General features: G+C 47.1%; 12 protein-coding genes. 2 read left to right on the forward strand and 10 right to left on the reverse strand.

Annotated features, from left to right (window positions below):
* The coding region (locus QVA83_RS06025) for a GAF domain-containing protein (RefSeq protein WP_287498244.1) at window positions 1-887 on the reverse strand (887 nt) is incomplete at its 3' end.
* 123 nt (window positions 888-1,010) lie between these two features.
* Complete coding sequence (rppH, locus tag QVA83_RS06030) at window positions 1,011-1,553, reverse strand: RNA pyrophosphohydrolase (RefSeq protein WP_014948179.1); 543 nt, start codon at window positions 1,551-1,553, stop codon at window positions 1,011-1,013.
* A 113-nt stretch (window positions 1,554-1,666) separates the two neighbouring features.
* Here rppH and mutH point away from each other — a divergent pair, with 113 nt between their 5' ends.
* Complete coding sequence (mutH, locus tag QVA83_RS06035) at window positions 1,667-2,344, forward strand: DNA mismatch repair endonuclease MutH (protein ID WP_014948178.1); 678 nt, start codon at window positions 1,667-1,669, stop codon at window positions 2,342-2,344.
* Between the two features lie 31 nt (window positions 2,345-2,375).
* On the opposite strand, the gene QVA83_RS06040 is transcribed toward mutH, so the two are convergent.
* Together QVA83_RS06040 and QVA83_RS06045 are read right to left on the reverse strand one after the other, a co-directional pair.
* Window positions 2,376-3,455, reverse strand: coding sequence for a helix-turn-helix domain-containing protein (locus tag QVA83_RS06040; RefSeq protein ID WP_101563442.1), 1,080 nt, complete (start codon window positions 3,453-3,455; stop codon window positions 2,376-2,378).
* 76 nt (window positions 3,456-3,531) lie between these two features.
* Entirely contained in the window at window positions 3,532-5,037 is a 1,506-nt protein-coding gene (locus QVA83_RS06045; RefSeq protein WP_014948176.1) for a CYTH domain-containing protein, read from the reverse strand.
* Here QVA83_RS06045 and QVA83_RS06050 point away from each other — a divergent pair.
* Entirely contained in the window at window positions 5,000-5,812 is an 813-nt protein-coding gene (locus tag QVA83_RS06050) for a TIGR04211 family SH3 domain-containing protein (RefSeq protein WP_014948175.1), read from the forward strand. The two genes, QVA83_RS06045 and QVA83_RS06050, sit on opposite strands and share 38 nt — an antisense overlap.
* Window positions 5,813-5,945: 133 nt before the next feature.
* Here QVA83_RS06050 and QVA83_RS06055 read toward each other — a convergent pair whose 3' ends face one another.
* The 6 genes from QVA83_RS06055 to QVA83_RS06080 all read right to left on the reverse strand — a co-directional run.
* The gene (locus tag QVA83_RS06055) at window positions 5,946-7,295 is read right to left on the reverse strand and encodes a sensor histidine kinase (RefSeq protein WP_156077860.1); all 1,350 of its coding nucleotides are present in this window, start codon (window positions 7,293-7,295) and stop codon (window positions 5,946-5,948) included.
* Window positions 7,289-8,029 (reverse strand): response regulator transcription factor, encoded by a 741-nt coding sequence (locus QVA83_RS06060; protein WP_287498241.1) that lies wholly within the window; start codon window positions 8,027-8,029, stop codon window positions 7,289-7,291. The genes QVA83_RS06055 and QVA83_RS06060 overlap by 7 nt, the downstream gene beginning before the upstream one ends.
* On the reverse strand, window positions 8,001-11,228 hold the full coding sequence (locus QVA83_RS06065) for an efflux RND transporter permease subunit (protein ID WP_197040329.1): 3,228 nt from the start codon (window positions 11,226-11,228) through the stop codon (window positions 8,001-8,003). The genes QVA83_RS06060 and QVA83_RS06065 overlap by 29 nt, the downstream gene beginning before the upstream one ends.
* The gene (locus QVA83_RS06070; RefSeq protein WP_287498242.1) at window positions 11,218-12,696 is read right to left on the reverse strand and encodes an efflux RND transporter periplasmic adaptor subunit; all 1,479 of its coding nucleotides are present in this window, start codon (window positions 12,694-12,696) and stop codon (window positions 11,218-11,220) included. The genes QVA83_RS06065 and QVA83_RS06070 overlap by 11 nt, the downstream gene beginning before the upstream one ends.
* Complete coding sequence (locus QVA83_RS06075) at window positions 12,693-14,147, reverse strand: TolC family protein (protein ID WP_156077857.1); 1,455 nt, start codon at window positions 14,145-14,147, stop codon at window positions 12,693-12,695. Before QVA83_RS06075 ends, QVA83_RS06070 begins: the two co-directional genes overlap by 4 nt.
* A 260-nt stretch (window positions 14,148-14,407) precedes the next feature.
* A partial coding sequence (locus tag QVA83_RS06080) for an L-glutamate gamma-semialdehyde dehydrogenase (protein ID WP_287498243.1) occupies window positions 14,408-16,371 on the reverse strand: 1,964 nt, incomplete at its 5' end.

Here is a 16,371-nt window from a genome sequence, read left to right on the forward strand (position 1 = left end):
GGGACGTCCATGGCTTGAAAGCGCGCGGCATAGCTTTCTACAACCATTTTCAATGAAGACGCCGCATCCCAACCTTGGCGAATTTTATCTTCTACTTCCCGCCCAAGGCTGTTGGCATCTAGCAGATGATGATACAGCTGAAATATAGATTTAACGTCATCGGGAATACCATCGTCTAGCCGCTTCGATAGCGCGTCGACGTGGCCCCGCGTGACTTCAACGCCTTTACGGTAAAGTTGAATTTGATCCTGAGGAGAGTTAGTGCGCCTTATAACCCAGTTTTTAAGGTTAATTGATTTGTCGGGCGACACCCCTTTACCTATGGCTAGGCCAGGAGAACCCGCAATACCACGCACATTTTTTTGCCGCGCAGTATTGTCGTTCGAATTTGACAGCGTTAAAGCCCCGCGAATATCAGCATTGGTTATTTCTAACGCGAGCTGCGCAGCAAGGGTGACTAAGAATGCTTCTTCGTCTTCACTGAAGCGTCGCATTTGTGATTGCTGAAGGGTAATAACACCAAGCACACGCCGTTGGTTGATAATAGGCGTACCTAAAAAGGCGTTATAGTTTTCTTCCTGAACTTCGGGGTAATGTTTGAATCGAGGGTGGCTATGAGCATTAACGATATTAAGGGGCTCTTCCCGCTGACCTACCAGCCCAATAAGCCCTTCTGAGAAGCCAATGCGTACCTGCTCGACTGCATCGGGATGTAGTCCGTCAGTGGCTTTAAGGATAAATTCTTGGGTGTCGTAATCCGCAAGGTAAATAGAGCATGAATCGACATCTAGGGTCTGTTTAACCCGTGAGGCTAGCCTAAACAGCGCCGTATCGAGAGCAGGAATTTGATTCATTTCCTGCACGATACGCTTTAACGTGGTTAACATTGTTCCTTGCTGGCTCTGAGGGCTCACCGGTTTTTCCTTTTTTACTCGCAGTTTACTCGCTGCTTACTCCGCACACCGCAATATTGCACACCCCTGTTTTGCGTACCTGAACTTCGCATACGCTTATCCACGCCTGCGTTTCTTGCCACGTTTATGTGGCGCTGCGTTTTGGCGCTGTTGAGGCCGATGCTGCGCAGACATAACTACAGGCGAGAACTCTTTCATTACTCGTCTGTATACATCGCGCTTAAACGATACAACGTTTCTTATTGGATACCAGTAACTTACCCACCTCCAGTCATCGAATTCAGGATGACCTGTTTTAAGTACATTAACGTCTCGCTCATTACAATCGAGCTGCAACAAGAACCATTTTTGTTTTTGTCCTATACAAACAGGGTTGCTGCCTTGTCGAATTAATCGCTTAGGCAGCTTATATCTAAGCCAGTTACGGGTAACACTTAAAATAGTGACATCTTTCGGTGTCAGCCCTACTTCTTCGTGAAGCTCGCGGTACATAGCTTGTTCAGCAGATTCCCCTTCATCAATTCCGCCTTGAGGGAACTGCCATGAATGTTGACCATAACGTCTTGCCCAAAATACTTGACCCATTTTGTTGCAAATCACTATGCCCACATTCGCACGGAATCCATCGGCATCTATCACATAGACTCCCGGGCACACTATACTGTTATATGTTTTCATTCTTCCACAAACTATGCTCCAATCATAGTCTTAATATTCGTACCCGCTTTTCAAACAGGAAATTAACCATATTTATGCAGCCACCAGCGTCTCCCCCGTCATCTCCAGATAGCCTTTTAGCTCGTTGTCATGCGATAGCAGGCTTGACGCTTGGAGAGCTTGCGGACATGGCAAATGTAGCCATTCCGGCCAATTTACAACGTCATAAGGGGTGGCCAGGCATGCTGATAGAGAAGTGGCTGGGCGCGAGTGCAGGTTCGAAGCCTCAACAGGACTTTCCTGAACTTGGCATCGAACTTAAAACCATTCCCATCGACGCCCATTTTTCGCCTTTAGAAACCACCTACGTCTGTTTTGCCCCGCTTTTGATGGCGCCCGGCATTACATGGGAAACGTCTAACGTGCGAAACAAACTACAGCAGGTATTGTGGCTACCTATTGAAGGTGACAGAGCTATTCCGCTGGCCCATAGGCGGGTAGCAACAGGCTTTTACTGGCGACCGAATGAACACGAAGATGCGGTATTGAGACACGATTGGGAGGAACTGGTCGAGCAAATTGCGACTGGACAGGTTGAGTCGATCACCTCTCGTCAAGGCGAGGCCTTACACATTCGTCCTAAGGCGGCAAACGGGAAAGTGCTCACCGACGCGCTGGGGCCAGAAGGTCAGCGTATTAAAACCCGCCCTCGCGGCTTTTATTTACGTAAAACCTTCACCCATCAAATATTGATAAATGCATTTGGTGGCTAACGCAAACTCAACGTCTAGCACAATACTCTTGTTATCTTAGCGGCGTGGAGTTTAGGTGTTTAACCAAATACTCACTCAAGAACTTTTCTGAATTTATCCCCATGCGTTTTGCCACGGCTTCAAGTTTAGCGTCGCTGCGCAGCAGAACATTCTTGGCGTACTCTAAGCGGTAGTGGAAAATGAAACGTCTAAAGTTTTTCTTTTCGGTAAGTTGCAAGGCCAATGCGAGCGAGGTGGGGTCGATATCTGCCCCTTTACAAAACTCACTGAGGGTAAGGAAGCGAACCTTGTACGCCTTTGATTCTATGGTGTAGCGTTCTGCTTTAGAAATAATACTGCTAATTTCATAAGGCGTTGCCTTGCCTTCATCTAAGCGTTCGTAATCGAGCGGCGATGGAGACGTCCGTCGTATAAAGGTTAGTGAAAACAGTACAACTAGAATTGCCGTTCCAATCATCAGATGATGAAATCCTTCCCAAAAAGGAACAGGGAAGAAGCCGAATGTTGCGGCCGTCACAAGTAAAATACTCATAAACGCTACGCCAACCAAGCTCCCCATTACTCCGGCAAGCCTAGGCATTTTCAGGTTTTTTATATCCACTGCCTGCTCTGGTAAGTGCCTATGGTACATTTGAATATGCTCGGTAATAAGAATACCTATGAGCAACACGCTAAACCCCGTTAACAGTGATGCAATATAGGCAGGCCACAATAGCAGAGGCTGCCCATGAGGTGACGAGGAGAGCCATTGCTGCTTATCGTCTACGGGTATCAGGAGAATGGCGCACTGAAAAACGCCGGTCACTACTACCGGCCACCACAACCGCTTTCGTGCCGTAGGATAAGCTAACAGCATGGGTTTTATTGCGCGGTAACAACACGTAATCGCGATAACAGCAAATACTTCTGATAACCCGTAAATACTAGCCAGTCCTGTGGCATTTGCCATACGAAGCCACTCATCCAGCATAAATACAGGCCAGCACAAAAACGCTGCCGTTAGCCAGCGTCCACTGCGTAAATTGACTTTTTGAACGAACAGACGCACAAAGCCAATGGCATAAATGCCAAGCAGTGCGTAAAGGAAATAGTCATTTATGGCTGAGGTCATCAGCGCCCTCCATCCTTGAGATTCGAGTTGCCTTTACCGTGCATGTTTACAGTAACCACATATGCATAGAAAACAATTACCAGTAAACGTCACGTTGCATAGCCACTGTGCGAGTTCGTTCCATAATTCGAATAAGCGTGCTGAGTTTCTCTGCTGTCCATTTACGCACTTCGTCATGGGAGTCTACTTCGGCGTCGTCTATCGACTGCTTTAACATAAGCAGCGCATTCAGCTCATCAATACCAGTGAGCAAATCTAACCACGGTGCGCGAAAATTACCCCGCTCTTCTACAAACAAGTCACCCAGCAGAAATCCACTCCATAATGTCTGCCTAAGCATTACTTCTACAGCGCTGTAATTGGCAGGCCCCATGGTTTTATTTAGCGGCATACTTTGCTGTACAGTTTGCCAACCTTGCGACAGCCAGCCTTTTGCATGATCAAGCACGGGATGGTCAAAACCCGTTGCGACTTTTTGCCACGGCTTATTCTGAATAAGACTTATGGCGTGTAGCTTAATGTCTGTGGCATCGTTGTCGAAAAACAGCTTTTCGGGCTCATGAGCCTGCATTAAACCTGTTTGTCGTCCTTGCAAATAGCTTACTACTGCAGGATGTTTGCTGAGAGTTTTGTTAAACATGCTCTTTTTAGAGAGCAAGTAACGCAAACTTTGTAAGTCGTCTTGCCAGCCCCACTTTTGAGCATGGGTGACCAGCTTTTTATGCAGGGCTAGTAGCTCAGGGCACTGCAGAACCGGCAAGTAAAGCGATACACTTTGCAGTAACAAACGTACGCTTTTAGCAACTTCAGCCAGCATTTTTATTGAGCCACTTTCGCAAAACACATGCTCGTGGTGCTGCCAATGCGCCAATGCAGTTTGAACCGCGTGGCTAAATGCTTCTTCCGTGGTGGTTGTGTCTTCAAGCGCAAGGAAATCTGGCAGGTGTCGAACTTTAGCGTTAAAGCCGTGAAGTAATTGATATCCCTGCGCCGCTTTTGATACATCACTAAGGCGTACCGGCATGTTGTCGTTTATTAGCACCGCCAACGTAAACAAACTGTTGATATCACCTGACATCAATTCAAGCTCTATTTCGTTGATTGGGGAACTGGCTTTTTCTGTACTTGCTTCGCCACAGTCCAGCACAATCTCAACCACACTTTCACCCACACTAACCACATAGGCATTGCGAGTAAAGTGAGTGCTAAACTGTTTAGATAGACGCGTGTTTTTTGCCGCCACGTCCCAATCTTGGGGCCAAGCGCTGGCTTCAAATAGCGTGAGGTCGGGCCTTGAATTATCGAGGCTCACATTGTATTCCATGCGTTTGTGCAGACCACCGCTGACCACGCCGTTAGTCTTTAGCGTCTGTTCGTATTCACCATTGTTACCTCGAACACGAAAGCCCATTTTATTGTTTTGAAAATCGAGCTTATCTGTATCGTAATAGTCGTTCTCAAGGCGCATTTCACGATGAGAGTTAACCTGAATACTGTTTTTTTCGAAAAGAGGAAGTACACGTTGACTAAACGCATGGTGGGCGTTGTCACCCGTTACAAATTTTAATTCTATTTCTGACATGGTTGCGCTAGGCACAGCTTATGATGCTGACACCTTACCTTTGTCGCTTACTTTTCGCAATGCTGGCGCCATGAAACAAGATGCTTTAATTAGACAAAAGTGGAACAAACTTGCCTTTATCGCGGTCAACCAATACCATCTTCACGTTTTAAATTCTAAAATTGGACTTCATATGATTCGAAAGTGGTTAGCAGCAGCCCTTATTGCATGCTCTTTTCAAGCATTTTCGCTACAAGATACCGCTGATTTAGAAGCGTCTTCTTCGCATTACATAAGAGATGACTTGTTTATCTTTATGCATACTGGACCTGGTCGTAACTACCGTATTCTAGGTTCAATTGAAGCAGGCACACCTATTACTGTGCTCGCACGCGATAACGATGCTGAATTCACGCAAATTACCGACAATGAAGGTCGCGAAGGCTGGGTTGAAAGCCGCTTTGTGTCCAATACCATGTCGCAAGCCGAGCAATTGCCAATCATAAGTGAGAAGCTAGCTGAGAGCCAAAGCGCACTGCAAACAGCGCAGTCTGAAAACGCCAGACTTCGCCAGCAACTTAACGATGCACGTCAGCAGGTATCGAAGCTTACAACAACTAGCGAGGAACAAGCCTCTGAGATAACTCGTCTTACCGCCAAAGTAGATAGCGCGAATAAAGATGAGCTGGTTACCTGGTTTACACGCGGTGGTATGGTAGCCGGTGTCGGTATATTACTGGGCGTAATGCTGACTTACCTTCCCAAGCGCAAACGCAGAAGTAGCGAGTGGATGTAGTGTAGGTTTTATAGCTGGACGCTAAAAAACGAAAAAACGCCGATGTTAGCATCGGCGTTTTTTATTGGGCTTGTTTCGGTAAACAGATTAGAAGTGACAAAGTGCAAACACTTTGATGAGTTATATGCGCCTATTATCGTACCGTAAGCACCACTCTATATCCTATTGTCATACGAGAAACATCACCTTGGTCATCATGTGAACCTCGGGCTGTTATCCTCTCATGTGCATAACCCCATTTAAGTTTCGCACAAAGCTTATCAATGAGTTTTAACCCTATCCCAAATCCGCCATCTAATTCACTGATAGTCGGCGCAGATAAAGTCGCTTGGCCTTTTTCGTTAAGCGCCTCTTCTTCAAGGCCGTCCTCTTCGTTGAGCACGGTGAGCGTTGCATCTGAAAGACTTATTGTGACTTTTCCTTGCTGCGTGTGCTGATAAGCGTTTCGAATCACATTTCCTATCACAATTTCGCTCGCCGTTTTCGCAAGCGTTAACTCACAATCGCTCAATTGCAGCTGCACACTCACGTCTTTTCCCGACAGCAAATACATTAAATCTTGGCTTAGAGCCTCAACCATTGCTTTAAGGTTAACCTTTTCTTTGGGTAAAGCTGCTTCTTCATTTCTTCCTAACCAAAGTAGAGTTTCGGTCAAATCTGCCATGGTTTTTGAGGCATGATCCACCCGCGCAAGCGCGTTATTGCCTTTAGTATTTTCACTATCGATCACTCTGTGCAGTAATGCCGCGCTACTTCTAATGACGGCAATCGGCGTTCTAAGCTCGTGACTCGCATGGTTAACAAATTCCCGTTCTCGATTTAGGGTGTTGCGCACGTTTTGCAAGCTGCCATGTATCATCCCTGCTAGCGCGTTAAGTTCCTTATAACGAAACTCTGGGATAGGCTTATCGAGCTCTTGTTCATCCAAAGACGCCGCCCACCTCTGCAATGACTCTATGGGGCGAGACACGCTGCGCATAAGAAAAAGCAAGGCGACAAAAAACGAAACCAGAGCAACTACGCCCACAATGGCGCTGTAAATAACATGGTTTATTCTAAAGTGTTTTTTGCCATCAGAAGGTGGCGCGACAAACACTTGGGTAACATATCGCGATTCTCCATTTTCTAACGGAACTAACACGGCAAAGTGAGCCGAAATAGGACGGGAAAACCAATCAGGTTTGTTGATATCTTTCATAAGTGAAAACGGTATAAAGCTCTCTTTGGAAAAGCTCTGCTTCACTTCGACAGGCAAACTCTCGTAGTTCGCAAAAACATGTAAATCGAGAATTTGAGCATGCTTGTTGTCATCAAGCTCTGCGCTTTCTGCCGCCCGTATCATGGTATTTCTCAGCATGCCGTCCATACCATCGAAAAAGCTATCGCTGCTTTGTATTGAAAAGAGCACGATAACTACGGCGGCCAAACTTAATAGCGACCACAAGACGTAGCGTCTTAAGCTGATGCGAAGGCCATTTACCACTGATCGTTTCCTTTATTCGTACTTTTTGGTTCCGCGCTTGTACTTTGCACTGAATTGGACTGCTCTGGTTTTAACGTCACACAAAAGCCTGTGCCGGCTACTGCTTTTACCTCTATGCTGGCATTCGCTTGCACCAGTGATTTACGCAAATTATGAAGATGCACTTTAAGCGCATTGCTCTCTGGCGCATCTTCTCCCCAAACCGCATCGAGAAGACGCTCCCGTGGCATAACTTTTCCTTGTTGCTGTAACAATGCCTTTAGCAGCGTAAATGCTGTGGGGCTTAACTTAATAGGCACGTTCTCAACACTTACTACGTCGCTTCCCATTGCTAAACTTACGTTGCCAAAGTGCAGCTTTTTCACTTGTGATGAACGCCTGTGCGCCAGTGCAAAAACCCGAGCAACCAGTTCGGGCATGTCAAACGGTTTCACTAAATAGTCATCGGCGCCTTTTTGAAACCCTTCTAGCTTGTTTTCCAACTGGTCACGGGCGGTTAGCATAATAATAGGCGTATCGTTGCCGTCTTCCCGCACCCTCTCACATACGCTTAAGCCATCAAGTCGCGGTAAATTAATGTCCAGCACCACAACATCAAACGGATGCTTTTGGATAAGAGACAGCGCGGCTACACCGTTTGCAGCGTGGTCACATACCATGTCTTCAAGCTCTAAATAGTCGATAATATTGCCCGCCAGGCCCATATCATCTTCCACTAGTAACACGCGGATCATTAGCCGTACTCTCCGTTAAAGGTTTAACCAAATGCTTTGCCATTAGACGGCTTACATCGTCATAAATTAACAGTAATGCGGGTATTAATAAAAGTGTGATGACGGTGGCAAACAATATACCGTAACCCAGCGACGCAGCTGCCGGAATTAAGAACTGCGCTTGTACCGACGTTTCGCCCAATATGGGATATAAGCCTACAAAGGTGGTAATTGAGGTCAACAACACAGCTCGCAAGCGACTGGTACAAGCTTCAATAACTGCCGTTTCCACCAGCACACCTTCTTCTCGCAAAGCGTTGAATCGTGAAACCAACAACAAGCTGTCGTTAACCACCACACCGCTAAGCGCCAATATGCCGTTCAGCGAGAGCAGACTTATCATTAATCCATTCGACCAGTGGCCGATAATGGCTCCGACTATACCAAAGGGGATGGCGGTCATAATAATAAGCGGCTGTACGTAGGATTTAAGCGGAATCGCCAACAACGCAAAAATAGACAACAAGGCTAATATAAACGCGCTCTGCATAGAGCTTTGCGTTTCAGCTTGCTGCTCAGCCTCACCGGCAAAATAAAGCGATAAGTCCTGATATTGACGCGATAGCTGAGGAACAAACTCGTTGTTTAAGTAATTCACCAGTTCGGTAGAGGTAATAACATCGCTATCCACTGACGCGCTAACCGTTAGGGCGCGTAGGCCGTCTATACGTACCACCTGTTTTTCTTGCACATCTTGAATAACGTTAGCCACTACAGAAAGCGGTACTACGGTGCCATCGTCCAGACGCACTTGCGTGTTCATTACATCAGACGGATTCATTCTGTCTTGTTCAGGATAACGCACCCGCACTTTTACTTCGTTTTTATCGCGCAAATAGCGCTGAACAATTTCGCCACCAAATGCTTTTAACAGTTGCTGCGATAGGCTTTGCGTATTCAACCCCAACGCTCGTCCTTCGGGGGTAAGTTCAAAGCGCATCATGGCTTCGCCGGGTGTCAGCGAACTCTCAACTGCATATACACCATCGATATTGTTAAGTACTTCAATAAAGGCATCGTTAGCCGCCGTCAGGGTATCGTCGTTAATGCTTTTAATTTCAACGTTAAACCCGTCGACCATCTCTCGGCGTGAGCGTATTTTTAGACTTTTTACGCCTTCTAAATTGCCAGTTAACGCATTCCAGCGTGCCGACAATTCATCAAGAGAATAAGAGGAGTCTTCATCAAGTGAAATGGTGATTGTGCCGCTTTGATCGCCACTCGCCGTCACTTGCAAACTGCTAATGCCACTTTTATCTGCGCCATTTTCTTGGGTTAATTGGCGGTCTGCCTCTAGCGCATTTTTCTCTAGCAGCATTAAGTTGCGTTCGTTCTGTCCATAGCTGGCATCGCTGTAAAGCGACATATTGGCCGAAACCGTGTCGCCCTGCATGCTGGGGAAGAAGCTTACTCTTACCGCACCTGTAAGCGGTAGGCTAACCACCATGACAAATAAGGCAATAAACAACAATACAGCGGCATAACGGTAGGCTACGGTGACTTTCAATAGGCGCTGATACACGCGATAGTTAAACCACTGAAGTCCACCATCCGCTTTTTGCTGCACTTTGTTCCATACGCTACCTAATCCCCTCCTCGCTTTTTGCTTGGTTGGCAGATGGGCTAAATGAGAAGGTAAGATCAGCTTCGATTCCACCACCGACAGCAACAAACACAAGGTAACGATAGTGCCGAACTGAGAATAAAGCGTACCTAAGCCGCCCGATACGTTCGATAATGCGAAAAAAGTGGCCACTGTGGTTAGCACACCAAACAGTGTGGGAACCGCCACTTTATGGGTACCTAAGATGGTATTTTGAAGCGTATCGCCATGCTGTTTACGCGTGGCGTACACGCTTTCCCCCACCACCACGGCATCGTCCACCACAATGCCAAGGGCCATGATAAAACCGAATGTGGTCATTTCGTTTAGCGTCATTCCCGTATAGCTGTCGGTCATGAAGTACAAGGTACCGAAGAAGATAAAGGGCAAGCCTGCCGCCACCCAAAATGCCACGCGTAAATTTAGAAACACGGCAAGAGTAACAAATACCAACACAATGCCCATAAGCGCATTACTGGTAAGTAACGTCAATCGCTCGGTAATAAGCGTGCTTTTGTCATACCAGGTTTCAAGCTCTACGCCTTCAGGTAGCAAGCCTTTTTCGTGCCATGCGTCCACTACTTCGTGAGCCTGCTGTACCATTTTTGTTACGTCACCATATTCGTCCATAAGCACCTGAATTCCATAGCCATTGGTACCGTTGTAACGTGACAAGTGATAGCTGTCGTCGGCAAACATATCGCGCACTGTAGCAACATCGCCAACGGTGAGTATGACGCCATTGGTATCGGTAATGAGGGGGATGTTGGCAAAATCTTTCGCCCAGTAAGACTGTTCAGACGCTTTTAAACGAATCACTTTTTCTTTGTTGCGCAAGCTGGTTGTAAGCGCGGTATTCGACTCCTGGTTAACGGCATCAGCCACGTCTGACAGCGTTAATCCGTAGGCTTGAAGCTTACCTTCGTCTATTTCAATAGACATCATAGGGTCGACAAAGCTGCCTGCGCTGACTTCGCGAATGTCGTCTGTTGCCAGTAAATCTCGCTCTAATTGTTCACCCAAGTATTGAAGCGAAGCGTGATCGACGTCACCATAAAGCTGCACCCAAATAGCGTGTTCTTGTCGGCGTGCTTTGCTGATAACAGGGTTTTCAGCATCCGACGGGAAGTTAGAAATACTATCTACTTCGGTTTTGATGTCGTTGAAAAGCGTGTCTAAATCGTATTCGGTTTCTTTTTCTACCTGCACACTTGCGCCGCTGGCGTTCGAGGTAGAGGTAATTCGCTTAATCCCCGGAATTGCTTCCAGAGCGGTTTCAATTTTGATAGCTATCCCTTCTTCTGCTTGTTTAGGGTCACCACTATCGTATGTCATTGAAATGGTAACAAAGCGTGGCTCCATACTTGGAAATGCCTCTTTGCGGATATCGTTCATGGAAACCAAGCCAAGCACGATAAGGCTGACCATTAGCAAATTGGCCGCTACTGAGTTCTGCGCAAACCAAGCGATAATTCCCCGGGAGTTATTCCCACCATTCCTATTACCATTCGGACTCTCGCCACCATCAAACGGCGCGCCGTTTCGATTATTTGTCATCGGCTTGCCCTCCTGTTTGTCCTTCCACTACAGGCAATACTTTGGTATTCACCAGATAGCTGTTTAAAGGGCGCGCAACCACCAGCGCTTGGCGTATTTCACCAACCTGTTCTGACATGCTGTTGCCACTAGCGTTACCCGAGGTTGTACCCGCAACATTACTCGCAATATCGCCCGTAACTTCACTGGTTTTTGGTGGGGTGATGTAGGCATAACCTTCGCTTTCAAACAAAACCGAAGGCGTGAACTTTGCCAACTGCCCGGTAGATGGCATTACTAACCATACTTCTTGCTTTTGCGAGATAGCAGAAGCCGGCAGTTTCCAGACATTGTCGAGAGCTCTTCCTTCAATGTCTGCCTGCACAAAGCTGCCGAATAAAAGAGGCGTTGATTGCGCCAGCGGCTTTTCAATAACCGCTATGGCGTTACGCTGACGCGTTGTATCACTTTGATGCCATTCAGCGCGAACGATATTGGCAACCCAGGTATTTCCTGTAGTGGTATCGGTAAGCGTTACCGGCCAGTTAAGGGAGGCATCACCAGACAACTGCGTTTCATCACCAGACGGGAGTTGAGCCCATTGGCTAGGTGAAAGGCCAATTGCCACTTCGGCAATATCTGCAGAATAAAGTGTGGCGACCGCACTGCCAGCTTGAACATAGCTCCCTAGCGCAATGTTACGGCTGACCACCAATGCATTAAAAGGTGCACGTAACGAGGTAAACGCCAAATCTCGCTTGGCTGAATTTACACTTTGCTCGGCTTCATCCAAAGTGGCCTGAGCCGCTTTTAGCTGTGGCTCACGCAGTACTAATGCCGATAAAGGTTCACCATCAAGCCCTGAACGTGTCCATTCATCTTTCGCTTGAATACCCTGTAATCGCTCTTCTTCCAGACTTACCACAGCCGCTTGATAGGTAGCATTTGCACTTGCTAACGCCTGTTGATAGTTGGTGTCATCAATACGTGCCAATATCGTATTATTAGCCACTAGGGCACCAGTTTTAAAAGACGAAGATATATCAGTAACTTGACCACTAACCTGTGCGACTAAGCTCAAACTATCTTGCGGAACAACCTGACCATACCCCCTCACCTTAGCGTTATAGCTGTCGGCGGTTACATCAATAACGCCTACTTGAGCCAGCTGAGTATTGCCGCTTTGTTCTCCCTTTGGGCTGCGATTAGTGGTATTCACTGATGACGTGTCGCTTGCCTTGTTAAGCCTGTTCACACCGCTATCGGCAGTAGGTGATGCTACTGGCCTTTCTCCACCTGCAGGTCTCTTTGCCTGAGCGGCATTTTGTGGTTGCTCGGCAATCGCGGAAATAGCGGGAGACGTTGGCTTTGATTCGGCCTGCGGTTTTGCGCCGGGATGTTGGGCGCCCATATTCGTCATGGTATACATAACCGCTAGCGCAATACTTGCAGCGGCGAGTAAGGTTACAATAATTCGTTTGTTTCTCATTGTGACACTCCAAGGCCAAGGGCTAGGCCTAAGTCAATTCGGTTTTGTAATTTCTGGGCGTGCAGCTCAACTGCCTGAGCTTGTAAGTTAAAGCGCGTTTCATATACTGAAAGTAAGTCCAAGATGTCAGCAAGGCCCTGTCGATATTGACCTTCAATGGTAGAGACGCTGCGCTCTGCATTCGCTAACGCCACGTTGGTGTGGCTAATTCGAGCACTCAACGCGGTTTCGCTATCCAGCGCATTTTGGGTTTCCTGTACCGCCGTTAATAACGTTTCGCGATACTGCCACCAGGCATTGGCTGAGGTTAGCTTTGCATCTTCAATTTGCGCCCTTAAAGCGCCCCCCTGAAACAGTGGCGCGGTCATCTGCCCAAGCAAACTCCATAAAGGGTTAGTAAACAAAGCTTGTGAAGGTGTAGAGTCATTATCAGAAAGTGATGCAGACAAGCTAATGCTTGGCAACAGGGCTTTGTAGGCCACATCGACTTCAAACTCTGTTGCTTTTAACGCATAAAAGGCCGCCTGAAGATCGGGTCTACGTGCCAGATCCTGTTTCGGCAAAGTTGTTAGCGGCAATAACACGTCGGGAAAATTAACTTGAGTGTTGAGCTCGTTTAGCGATTGGTTTTGCCTGCCTAAGAGTACGGCCAAGGTGCGCTTTGCTGTTAAAAGTGCATTTTCATATTGGGCAATAGTAGCGCGAGTATTTGCACTGCTTGTACGCGCAGTATCTAAATCGTCTAGGCTTCCTAGCCCGGTGCTATAGCGCTTTAAAATAACGGCTTCGTTATTTTCTAGTACTGTTAACCGAGACTGCTCAATATTCAGTAATTGCTGCTGAGTGAGTACGTCGATATAGCTTCTTACTACGTTAGCGACCAGAGAATCTCTGGCAGACTGATAGCTGGCTCTGGCACTTGCTGCATCTAAGTTTGCTGCACTTATTCCATCGCTGATTTTTTGCCATAGGTCCAGCTCCCAACTGACATTCATGCTCGCGCTGTAGCTCGGACTGCTCGAACTAGAGCTCGTACTGGAGTTGGTATTTGAGCTGGTAGATGCACTGCTATTGGTGGTTTCACTTTTTGACGCAGAGAAGCTCGCGTCAACATTAAGGTTCCTATCCGCTTTTGCACTATCTATGGCTACTTGTGCTTTTCTAAGCGTTATTAACGACTGCTGCAGACTAGCATTAGAAGACAAGGCTTCATCAATGAAACCGGCTAAGTGAGGTAATTCTCTGATATCAATTACATCGGTTAACCTCGTGTCCGAATTCAGCAGCAAGGTTTGTGTTGATTCTTGTTGCCGTGCTTGAGACTGCCACACAACGTTGTTACCCGTTGACGACGATGCCGATTCGCTCAACGCTCTGTCATCAGTACTTGTGCATGCAGACAGCAAAATGCAAAGGGTAATGCTATTTACCGTCAGTTTTATCTTGCCCATGACTTGTGCCTATTATTTGGCGCACAGCTTACTTTCGAAGGTCTATGCGCAGCTTTTTTAAATTAACTGACACGAGTATTTCAAACGCAGGGTTAAGGTCCGGTTAAGGAAAGAGCAAGGAATTAGAAATAAATGAGAAAGGTAAGAATAAAGTATTAAAAAGGCCAGCTTAGCGCTGGCCTTTGAATGACATGTTGTGAAGATAGCTCTCAATTAAATCGCTATCTTGCCAAGTCGGTATTTACCGCAAGTATTACCGCTTATTCATCATCTTCAACTAGGGTCATCAACGATGTGTTACCACCTGATGCCGTTGTATCAATACTGATGGTTTTTTCGGTCATCAAACGCTGAATAAGGTTATCGTTATATTCCGCTGTGATAACTGGCAAAATAGCGCCTTCGCGAGATGACAGCATTGCTGTAATACGCGCAGTACGATCAGTACCTGAATCTACCACTACGCCCGACAAGTCTTCGTCCATTAGCAAGGTGTCTAGGTGTGCAAGACGTGCTACTTGGAATAATCCTTTTGGTGCGCCAGTTGATTCAAACTTGTTTTGAATTTCCACAGCTTCTTCGTAGAAAATTTCAGACACAACTGATACTACCGGGTTACCTGTTGATAGCGCGGTCACAATAGACAGCAACCAGTATTCGAAGGTTACTTCTTTATCGGCGAAACACACCAAGATTCCGCGAGGCTCTAAGTAAAGCTTGTTAGATTCACCTGTTGGGCCCGGCAAAGTTTGTGGCTTGGCAAGCTTGCGCTCAACGCTGGTTAGCTGCTGACGCGCCGTCGCAAGCGTGCGGTTCAAGTCGTCAGCAAGCTCGTCAACAATGTCTACTTTCGCAATTTTTGCCAGAAGCTGACGTACCATAGAAATACGGTCATTCAACGGCGTATGACGCCACTGCACTTCTACCGCTTTCGCTTTATCCATCATTACGTGCGCACGCTCGGCAATCTTTTCATCACCGACAAGCGCTGCATCAGTACCGTCTACATCATCAATGTGCGAAGGCTTAGGTGTGGCACGTTCCATCATTAAACGAGGCAGATAGTTAGGACCACCCGCTTTTGGACCTGTGCCAGACAATCCACGTCCACCGAAAGGCTGAACGCCAACAATAGCGCCAATCATGTTGCGGTTAATGTACACGTTACCCGCGCGGCTCTTCGCTGCTAGTTCGTTAGCACGCTCTTCAATACGCGAGTGAATGCCCATAGTTAGGCCGTAACCTGTACCATTGATTTGCTCTAGCACACTATCAAGGTCTTTCGACTTAAAGCGAACAATATGCACCACAGGGCCGAACACTTCTTTTTCAAGCACATCGATGTTCTTGATTTCATACAAGGTCGGTGCAAAGAAAGTACCGTTTTCAAAGCCTGCTGGCATTTCATTGCGATAAAGCAGCTTAGCTTTATCTTCCATATACTCTTGGTGATCGGTCAGGCTCTTAAGTGCCTTCTCGTCAATAACAGGGCCCACATCGGTAGCAAGCTGCGTTGGGTCACCAACGGTAAGCTCTTTCATGGCGCCGGTTAGCATTTCGATAAGGTCATCAGCAATTTCGTCTTGAACGAACAATACGCGAAGCGCTGAACAGCGCTGACCGGCACTTTGGAAACCAGAGTGGATCACGTCATCAACTACCTGCTCTGGCAGTGCAGTTGAATCAACAATCATACAGTTTTGACCGCCGGTCTCTGCAATCAATGGCACCTGTTCGCCACCACGTTCTGCAAGTACTTGGGAAATTAACGTACCGGTTTGCGTTGAACCTGTGAACATTACCGCTTTAATGCGCTCGTCTGGCAGAAGGGTTTCGCCCACTTCTTTACCTGGCGATACGATAAGTTTCAATGCATCTTCTGGCAGGCCTACCGAGTGCATAATATCTACCGCTCGCTGCGCAATAATGCTGGTTTGTTCAGCAGGCTTAGCAATAACCGTGTTACCTGTTACAAGTGCCGCTGCCACTTGGCCTAAGAAGATGGCTAGTGGGAAGTTCCACGGGCTAATACAAAGCACAACACCACGAGGAAGTAAGCGTTGATCTTCAGCAAGCTCTTCTGCACGCGCCGCGTAGTAGCGACAGAAATCAACGGCTTCACGCACTTCATCAATACTGTCTTGCGCTACTTTACCGGCTTCACGCATACAGATAGCGATAAGCTCAGCCATGTGGCGCTCAAGCGCATCTGCTGTTCGATTAA

It is taken from the genome of Alteromonas sp. AO-Serp (assembly GCF_017849675.1).
GTDB classification, from domain to species: Bacteria; Pseudomonadota; Gammaproteobacteria; order Enterobacterales; family Alteromonadaceae; genus Alteromonas; species Alteromonas macleodii.

Excerpts from the sequence above, each read along its gene's own strand:
- QVA83_RS06075 (WP_156077857.1), bottom strand. The coding sequence starts at position 14,147 with ATGGGCAAGATAAAACTGACGGTAAATAGCATTACCCTTTGCATTTTG.
- QVA83_RS06060 (WP_287498241.1), bottom strand. The coding sequence starts at position 8,029 with ATGATCCGCGTGTTACTAGTGGAAGATGATATGGGCCTGGCGGGCAAT.
- QVA83_RS06045 (WP_014948176.1), bottom strand. The coding sequence starts at position 5,037 with ATGTCAGAAATAGAATTAAAATTTGTAACGGGTGACAACGCCCACCAT.
- QVA83_RS06070 (WP_287498242.1), bottom strand. The coding sequence starts at position 12,696 with ATGAGAAACAAACGAATTATTGTAACCTTACTCGCCGCTGCAAGTATT.
- QVA83_RS06065 (WP_197040329.1), bottom strand. The coding sequence starts at position 11,228 with ATGACAAATAATCGAAACGGCGCGCCGTTTGATGGTGGCGAGAGTCCG.
- mutH (WP_014948178.1), top strand. The coding sequence starts at position 1,667 with ATGCAGCCACCAGCGTCTCCCCCGTCATCTCCAGATAGCCTTTTAGCT.
- QVA83_RS06040 (WP_101563442.1), bottom strand. The coding sequence starts at position 3,455 with ATGACCTCAGCCATAAATGACTATTTCCTTTACGCACTGCTTGGCATT.